7 protein-coding genes are annotated in these 7,948 nt (G+C 58.8%); 5 read left to right on the top strand and 2 right to left on the bottom strand.

The window, feature by feature from the left end; translation table 11 throughout:
• Both WA354_RS16175 and WA354_RS16170 read right to left on the bottom strand, forming a co-directional pair.
• Positions 1-694: 3-hydroxyacyl-CoA dehydrogenase family protein (locus WA354_RS16175; RefSeq protein WP_472814054.1), on the bottom strand; the 694-nt coding region annotated here is incomplete at its 3' end.
• Between the two features lie 121 nt (positions 695-815).
• Positions 816-1,457 carry an NADPH-dependent F420 reductase gene (locus WA354_RS16170; protein WP_472814053.1) on the bottom strand — a complete coding sequence of 214 codons (642 nt, stop codon included), beginning with the start codon at positions 1,455-1,457 and terminating at the stop codon, positions 816-818.
• 159 nt (positions 1,458-1,616) lie between these two features.
• Between WA354_RS16170 and WA354_RS16165 the strand changes: the two genes are divergently transcribed.
• The 5 genes from WA354_RS16165 (at position 1,617) to prmC (ending at position 7,683) form a co-directional block, all read left to right on the top strand.
• The gene (locus WA354_RS16165) at positions 1,617-2,093 is read left to right on the top strand and encodes a hypothetical protein (protein ID WP_472814052.1); all 477 of its coding nucleotides are present in this window, start codon (positions 1,617-1,619) and stop codon (positions 2,091-2,093) included.
• A gap of 65 nt (positions 2,094-2,158) precedes the next feature.
• Positions 2,159-3,118, top strand: coding sequence for a cation diffusion facilitator family transporter (locus tag WA354_RS16160; RefSeq protein WP_472814051.1), 960 nt, complete (start codon positions 2,159-2,161; stop codon positions 3,116-3,118).
• 40 nt (positions 3,119-3,158) lie between these two features.
• Positions 3,159-5,387: a CocE/NonD family hydrolase gene (locus WA354_RS16155; protein ID WP_472814050.1), complete on the top strand. Its 2,229-nt coding sequence runs from the start codon at positions 3,159-3,161 to the stop codon at positions 5,385-5,387.
• Between the two features lie 272 nt (positions 5,388-5,659).
• Positions 5,660-6,736: a peptide chain release factor 1 gene (gene prfA, locus WA354_RS16150; RefSeq protein ID WP_472814049.1), complete on the top strand. Its 1,077-nt coding sequence runs from the start codon at positions 5,660-5,662 to the stop codon at positions 6,734-6,736.
• Complete coding sequence (gene prmC / locus WA354_RS16145; protein WP_472814048.1) at positions 6,736-7,683, top strand: peptide chain release factor N(5)-glutamine methyltransferase; 948 nt, start codon at positions 6,736-6,738, stop codon at positions 7,681-7,683. Before prfA ends, prmC begins: the two co-directional genes overlap by 1 nt.
• The last annotated feature ends 265 nt before the right edge of the window (positions 7,684-7,948 follow it).

Raw genomic sequence — 7,948 nt, 5'->3', positions numbered from 1 at the left:
TCAGGCCCTGCTGCAGCATGAGAGTTGACGCCGAAAACATCACGAACACGCCAATGCGATTTCCTATGAAGTTGGGCGTGTCGTTGGCGAAGACCACTTGCTTGCCCAGCACGCGATCGGCAAATGTCGCGAAAGAGGCAATCAGCGCCGGGTCGTTTTCCGCTGTGGGGATGATTTCCAGCAACTGCATATAGCGGGGTGGATTGAAAAAGTGCGTGCCAAAAAAACGGTCGCGATGCGACTTGAGCCCGGCGGCGATCTTCGCAATCGGCAGTCCCGAGGTGTTAGTGCTCAGCACAGCTTGAGGCGCGAGATGCGGTACAACTCGATCCAGAAGCGACCGCTTGATTTCAAGATTCTCGGCAACCGCCTCGATCACCCAGTCGCACTGTTTCAGCTTTGGCAGGTCATCCTCAAAGTTTCCCACCGACACCATGGACGTCAGCGACGGCTCGTAGAAGGCCGCTGGCTTTGATTTGGCTAGAGCCGCCAGCGCCGATTCCGCAAGGCGATTCCGCGAGCCTTCTCCGGCCGGAACCATGTCGAGCAGAAGTGAAGGCACACCCGCATTGGCCAGGTGCGCGGCAATGCGCGAACCCATGGTTCCCGCGCCCAGCACTGCGGCACGGCGTACCAGCTGGGGTTGGGCGGCGAAGCGGTAAACGGGCGTAGCGGCCGGTGCTGACGTGCTCATGCTGGGTTCTCCCAGCGCATGTGCAATGAGAGGCAGCACATACGCGCAATTGTCCCCGAGAATACGAGTGGGCGCTTCGCCGGGTCAAGGCAAGGCACGTCGAGCCGGTCTGGCGCCGCAGTCATTTCGTAAGCAGCTTGAACGCATGGGTCCAGTCGTTGCGCGTGAAACCGGGGATACACCAGAGCATGCACAACGGCTCGATGGCACGGGCAGCCTCCGCCGACCCCATGTCGGCTGTCTCCCAGCCAAATTGCTCGTTGATCTGCGCCACCTGCTTCTTTGCGCCTTCGTTGTTGCCGCAAATGAACATGGTGGGCTTGCCACCGGCAAATTGCGGATTGACCATACAGGGTGCGCCCACAGAGTTGAACGCCTTCACAAAATGGGCCTCGCTGAACTGGCGCTGCAGCTTCTCCATCAGCGACTCGTTGATGTTGGTGAAGAACCGCAGCACACCATTGTCCGGCGGAGCATCTTCGATCGGGTTGCAGGCGTCGATCACCGTTTTCCCGGCAATATTCTTCGCGCCGGCCATCGTCAATGCTTCCGCGGCGGCATTGCCCTTCACCGCCAGCACCACCAGCTCGCCGAATTCGGCCGCCTCTGCAAATGTGCCGACTGAGCTGCCGCTAACCTGCGCGGACCAGTCTGCAAGCTTGGCGGGATTCCGGCTGCCCGCTTTTACCGAGTGGTCATGTTTCAGAAATCCGGTCGCCAGCGTTTTCGCTACGTCGCCCGATCCAAGCACTCCAACCCTCATGGCGCTTCCTCCAATGAACGCGAGTTTAGATGCAGAAGATGAAGGTATCAAGAAAGCGGGGTTCCGGTACCTTCGGACTGTAAGCGTTTCTCCCCTCACATACAGAGAATTCGATCTGCGGTATCCTCAAGTTGGGACTACATTCGACCACCCTCGCAAATGACACTCCTCAACAAGGACGCATGGGAAGCAGCAGCCGGAGTCACTCTTGTGGCCGGGCTGACTGTTGGCGCGGTCCTCTATCTGCGGCGCAAACGGCCTACCGAAGAGGAGTTGGAACGCGCACGCCGGAAGATGCTTGCCTTATCGGGCCGCGTCATCGATGGCATGTTGCTCGACATCCGTGAGATAACCGTGGAGGATGGTCGATCGCTGACCATGCTGGAATACAGCTACCGCAGCGCCGGCGTGGACTACGAATGTTCACAGGACATTACCACCCTGCTGAGTGTGATTGATCTGGGCGAGATGCGCGCCGGCTTTCCCTGCTCCGTCCGCTACCAGCCCGGAAATCCGCAGAACAGCATTGTGATCTCGGAAACCTGGTCGGGGCTCCGTTCCAGCCTTCCGGTGTACCCCCTGATCGGGCCATCAAAACATCAGGAAATAGGCCAGTTGCGACCCGATCGCGGCTAGCATCAGCCAGTTCGCTCTCGAACCGGCGTTAGCGCGCGATACTCGGCCCCGGTTACACTTTCCCTATGCATGTCCAAGCGGCGCCAACCTCCGCAGGCGCATCCAGGACACAATCCGTACTTCGCTTCTCGCTCGTCGCGACGCTGGCGTATGTGGTTATTACGTTTGTGGCCGGACTGCGCGCTCATTCTCTTGCGCTTCTTTCCGAGTCGGGGCACAACGTCTCTGACTTTCTGGCGCTGCTGCTCAGCTTCGTAGCGGTATATTTCCAGTCACGCCCCGCCACGCATTCCAAGACCTTCGGTTATCAGCGCGCCGGCGTGCTGGCGGCGTTCATCAATGCGGCCACGCTGATCGTCATCGCGATCTGGATCGCCATCGAAGCCATCCACCGCCTCAGCGCCCCGGTCGTTGTCCAGCCCAAACTTATGATGGTGGTTGCCGCCGCCGGCGTGTTGATGAATGGGGTGATCGCGGGTCTGCTGTGGGGCGTGGCCCGCGATGTGAATATGCGCAGCGCCTTCCTGCATATGGCAGGCGACACGTTATCAACGGCCGCGGTGATCGCGGGAGGCGCCGGCATCCTCTTCACCGGGCGCAACTGGATCGATCCGGCGCTGTCGCTGCTGATAGCCGCTCTGATTCTCTGGACGAGCTTGGATATCGTGCGGGAGACGCTCAACATTCTGCTTGAGGGCACGCCGCGAGGCGTTTCCTTGAACGAGATCCGCTCAGGCATGGAAGAGGTTGAGGGCGTCCACGATGTCCACGATCTGCATGTGTGGAGCCTCGGATCTAATAGCCATGCGCTCGCCTGCCATGTCTGCATCGCCGACATTCCTCCGTCGGAGAGTGCCTGCATTCTGATAAAGCTGAATCACGTTCTGCGTGACCATTTTTCGATTCAGCACTCTACAATTCAGTTTGAACACGAAGGATGCGAAGAGCTTCATGGCTGTGTGGTACCTATTGAAGAGATGTCAAGCCCCGCTGCCGCTCACAGCCACCACGGCCACTCGCATTAGTTTGCCTTCGCATTAGTTTGATCTCCGGGAGGTCCTCGTCTTGACGCGACGTCGAGTTGCCGTACTTGGTCTGTGTTTTGCCCTGCTGTTTTCAACAAGCAAAACTTTGCGGCTCGCGCCCCTCGCACAGGGTGCAGTACTGCAACAAGCCCCTGCAGCGGCGGCGACGCAACTCGACGCGCTCTCCGGCGAATACACCGACCCTAACGAGCCCGACACGCGCATTAGCTTCTACGTGCAGGATGGCAAGTTGGTCATGGAGTCTGAGCGGATGGTGCCGACGCCCCTGACCGAGAATTCGCCCAATGAATTCGCCGTTCCCGAGACGAAGATGACGCTGAAGTTCACCCTGGATTCGGCTGGTCGCGGCGCAAGCATGTTTGCAGCGAACGATCCCCAGGTAATCTTCAAGCATACCGGCGACGCGGTTCATCACAGCTTCCACGATTACCAGCGCAGTGAAATCATGATTCCCATGCGCGACGGCATCAAGCTGCATACCGTGATCCTGAAGCCCGTTGACATCACGACGCCGCTTCCCTTCCTCGTCCAGCGCACGCCATACGGGGTAGATGGGACCAGCCGCGCGTCTTTCTTCGGCGGCCGGCCTGAACTCGCGCGTGCCGGCTACATCTACGTCGCCCAGGACATTCGCGGCCGCTACAAGAGTGAAGGCGAATTCGTTATGAGCCGTCCCCAGGTCGACCACCACCCGGGGTCCCCGCGGACAGGTCTTGGTCCGGGGGGTGGTCACGATCCCAAGGCCATCGACGAAACCACCGACACCTATGACACCGTGGACTGGCTTCTCAAGAATGTCCAGGGCAATAACGGGCGGGCTGGATTCGTTGGCACCAGCTACCCGGGCTTCCTGGCGATGGAGGCCGGTATCGATCCGCATCCGGCGGTGAAAGCCATCTCACCGCAGGCACCGATGATCGACGTCTGGATGGGCGACGATTTCTTCCATAACGGCGCTTTCCGCCAGAGCTATGGCTACGATTACGTCTTCGGCATGGAGTCCAACAAGGAGAATGCTGACGTCAGCTACGGAAAAGACAAGGACGGAAAGCCGGAGGACGGCTTTGACTACTTTCTCGCGCGCGGCTCCTTCGCAGAAGACGTCAAAAAATCTGGTGTCAAGCAGCCCTTCCCCACCTGGAAACTCTTTCTCGATCATCCCAGCTATGACACGGTTTGGTCGTCCCGAGGCGTGGAGCACCACTTAAACGCAGTCACCGTTCCGACTTTGAGCGTGGGTGGATACTACGACCAGGAAGACATGTGGGGGCCGCAGGAGGAGTACAAGATGCTCGAGCCGCACGACAGCAAGAACGAGAACTTTCTGGTCCTCGGTCCCTGGCGTCACGGTTCGTGGGGTTCCTCGTCGCGCCATCTCGGCAATCTGAACTACGGCGAGTCGATTGGCAAAGAGTTTCGCGCACAGATTGAGGCGAAGTTCTTCGGTCATTATCTGAAGGACGAGCCCGGTTTCGACCTCGAAGATACAGCGAGCTTCCAGACTGGCTCGAATACCTGGAAGCGCTACTCGCATTTCCCTCCAAAGGAAGCCCAGCCGACCAGCCTTCACCTGGTGGGCGATGGCCTTCTGAGTTGGACCGACGCCAAGGAACCGGCGAAGACCAGCTACGAAAGCGATCCGGCAAACCCGGTTCCCTACAGGCATCGGCCTATCCAGCCCACCTATGGAAACGGCTCGCAGTGGTTCAACTGGCTCACAGAAGACCAGCGATTTGTGACCGATCGCAAAGACGTCGCCGTCTGGAAGCTGCCAGTGCTCAAAAAGGACCTCATCGTGACCGGGGAAGTACTGGCGGATATCTTCGCCTCAACCACGGGAACCGACAACGACATGATCGTCAAGCTCATCGACCAGTACCCCGACGACGATCCCGACCCGAAGATGCGCGGCTATCAATTGATGACCAACGAGCAGATCTTTCGCGGCCGGTACCTGGATAGCTTTGAGAAACCGACGCCCCTTCGCGCCGGGTCGATCCACGAATACCGCTACAGTCTTCGCGACGTAGACCACGTGTTCAAGGCCGGCCACACGGTAATGGTCGAGATCCAGAGCACCTGGTTTCCGCTCTATGACCGCAACCCACAGACCTTTGTACCCAACATCATGACCGCCAAGCCCGAGGACTATAAGCCTGCGACCATCACCATCTACTCAGACAGCGACCACGATTCAAACCTGCAGGTTCCGCTGATGAATGCCTGCGACCACATCGAGTGCTTCTGAATCCATTGTTTTGGAGTAGCTTGCAATCTCGCGTAGCCAATGAACCTGGGTGCCCCAGGTCTCGCATTTGAGACCTGGGATGAATCTAAGTTCAAGCAAATACAATTTCGCGCTAGAATAGTGAAAGCGCAATGATTCTCCATCAGCCCATCCCGGCTCTCCTCTAGCGGCGCCCGCCGCCTACACTGTTCTGCGCCTTTTTTTCTGACACAATTCCCAAACAGATAGCCAGCAGCAGTTGCGCGCCGGCCGGCGCAACACGGAGATTAGGAATGCTAGATCGCCTGGAACAAATGGAACAACGCTTCAACGACCTGCAGGCGCAGTTTTCGTTGCCAGAAGTACTGAATGACCACGAAAAATATCAGAAGACCGCCAAGGCCCTGCGCGAGATCGAAGAGCCGGTCGAAAAATATCGAGAATTGAAAACCGCCCAGCAGGGCCTCGCCGAAGCCCGCGCCATGCTGGCCGAAACCGACCCCGACCTGCGCGCCATGGCCGAGGAAGAAATCGCGGTACTCGAACCGCGCGCCGCCGCCCTTGAAGAAGAAATCAAGATCCTGCTGATTCCGAAAGATCCCAACGACGAGAAAAACGTCATCCTCGAAATCCGCGCCGGCACCGGCGGCGACGAGGCTTCGCTCTTTGCCGCCGAGGTTTTCCGCATGTACACCCGCTTCGCCGAACAGCATCGCTGGAAGGTCGAAGTAATGTCGCTGTCCGAGTCCGGCGTCGGCGGATACAAGGAAGTCATCGCCATCATCGAAGGAAAGCGCGTCTACTCGCAGCTCAAGTGGGAGAGCGGAGTGCACCGCGTTCAGCGCGTACCTGCAACCGAGACGCAGGGCCGCGTGCACACTTCCGCCATCACCGTCGCCGTCCTGCCCGAAGCCGAAGATGTGGACATCAAGATTGAAGCCAAAGACATCCGCATCGACACTTTCTGCTCTTCCGGTCCGGGCGGACAATCAGTGAATACTACCTACTCCGCCGTGCGCATCACCCACATCCCCACCAACACCGTGGTCAGTTGCCAGGACGAAAAGTCGCAGATCAAGAATCGCGAAAAAGGCATGCGCGTGCTGCGTTCCCGCCTCTACGAGATGGAGATGGACAAGCAGAACGCCGAACTGGCCGCGACCCGCAAATCGCAAGTCGGCTCCGGCGACCGCAGCGAGAAGATTCGCACCTACAACTTCCCGCAGAATCGCCTCACTGACCACCGCATCGGCCTGACGCTGCACCAGCTCGACCTGATTATGGAAGGCCGCCTGCAGCCGATCGTCGATGCCCTGGTCGCGCACTACCAGGCGGAGCAACTGAAAGCCGACAACGATCAGGCGGCTTGATGACGCTGCGTGATTGGCTCGCCCAGGCCGAAGCGCAGCTCAGCGATGGCCCGCACTCTGATCGTGCGAAGCGCGACGCAGAGACATTGCTGCTGCATGTGATCGGCAAAAACAAAGCCTGGCTGATGGCGCACGCCGAAGACGACTTCGCGGGATGCAGCGCGATCCGTTATGCAGGCCTGATTGAGCGCCGCCGCAAAGGCGAGCCCATCCAGTACATCACCGGCGAATGCGAATTCTACGGCCTCCCCTTCCACGTCACCCCAGACGTCCTGATTCCTCGCCCCGAAACCGAACACCTCGTCGAAAAGATTATCGAACTCGCTACTCCGGGTGCCTTCAATCTTGAAGAGATGTTAGAAGGACCTCAGAACCCGGGTGCCCCATCCTTCCGGCGTTCTTTGCCGGATGGATGGGAAAGCACGAACCCCGCTCCGTCCATACGCATTCTCGACGTAGGCACCGGCTCCGGCGCTATCGCCATTGCCCTCGCGACCAAACTTCCCAACGCGATTCTCACCGCCATCGATATCTCTCAATCCGCACTCGCAATCGCGCGCGGAAATGCGACCCGCAACAACCTGGCCGAGCAAATCCGCTTCCTGCACGGCGATCTCCTCGCGCCCGTGGCCGGCGAGCACTTCGAAATCATCGTCTCCAACCCGCCTTACGTTCCCGATACCGACCGCGCCCTCATCTCCGTAGAAGTTCGCGACCACGAACCCCACATCGCCCTCTTCGCTGGCCACGACGGCCTCGAAATCTATCGCCGTCTCATTCCCGCCGCTCACGCCGCACTCATTCCCGGCGGCTATCTCGTCTTCGAATTCGGCTTCAGCCAGATGCCCGATGTCGAATCTCACCTCAAGAATTCCGGCTTTCAGAACATCGAATTCACTCACGACCTCCAGGGCATCCCGCGCGTTGCTTCCGCCCGTCGTCCATAATTCCATCCCAAAACACGGCAATTTGTGCCCTATTCATCGCGGCTTCATCGCGATGAGTGGGTTTATGAATTCCCCACTCGCTGAGCCTTTCCGGTAGAGCTTGCCTCATCCATCCGACTAGTGATTTACACTCGTCTCCGGAAGGTAATCATTCATGCCATCATCGAAAGGCTACGCAGCGCTCGACACCAAATCGCCGCTGGCTCCCCACGCTTTCAGCCGCCGCGAGCCCGGTCCCACTGAAATCGTCATTGAAATTCTTTAC

This window comes from Occallatibacter sp. (assembly GCF_049802275.1).
Classification (GTDB): Bacteria; Acidobacteriota; Terriglobia; order Terriglobales; family Acidobacteriaceae; genus Telmatobacter.
This window is presented reverse-complemented; position numbering and strand designations above follow the sequence as displayed.

Coding starts and splice junctions, on each gene's coding strand:
- WA354_RS16170 (WP_472814053.1), bottom strand. CDS start 1,457: ATGAGGGTTGGAGTGCTTGGATCGGGCGACGTAGCGAAAACGCTGGCG.
- prfA (WP_472814049.1), top strand. CDS start 5,660: ATGCTAGATCGCCTGGAACAAATGGAACAACGCTTCAACGACCTGCAG.
- prmC (WP_472814048.1), top strand. CDS start 6,736: ATGACGCTGCGTGATTGGCTCGCCCAGGCCGAAGCGCAGCTCAGCGAT.
- WA354_RS16160 (WP_472814051.1), top strand. CDS start 2,159: ATGCATGTCCAAGCGGCGCCAACCTCCGCAGGCGCATCCAGGACACAA.
- WA354_RS16165 (WP_472814052.1), top strand. CDS start 1,617: ATGACACTCCTCAACAAGGACGCATGGGAAGCAGCAGCCGGAGTCACT.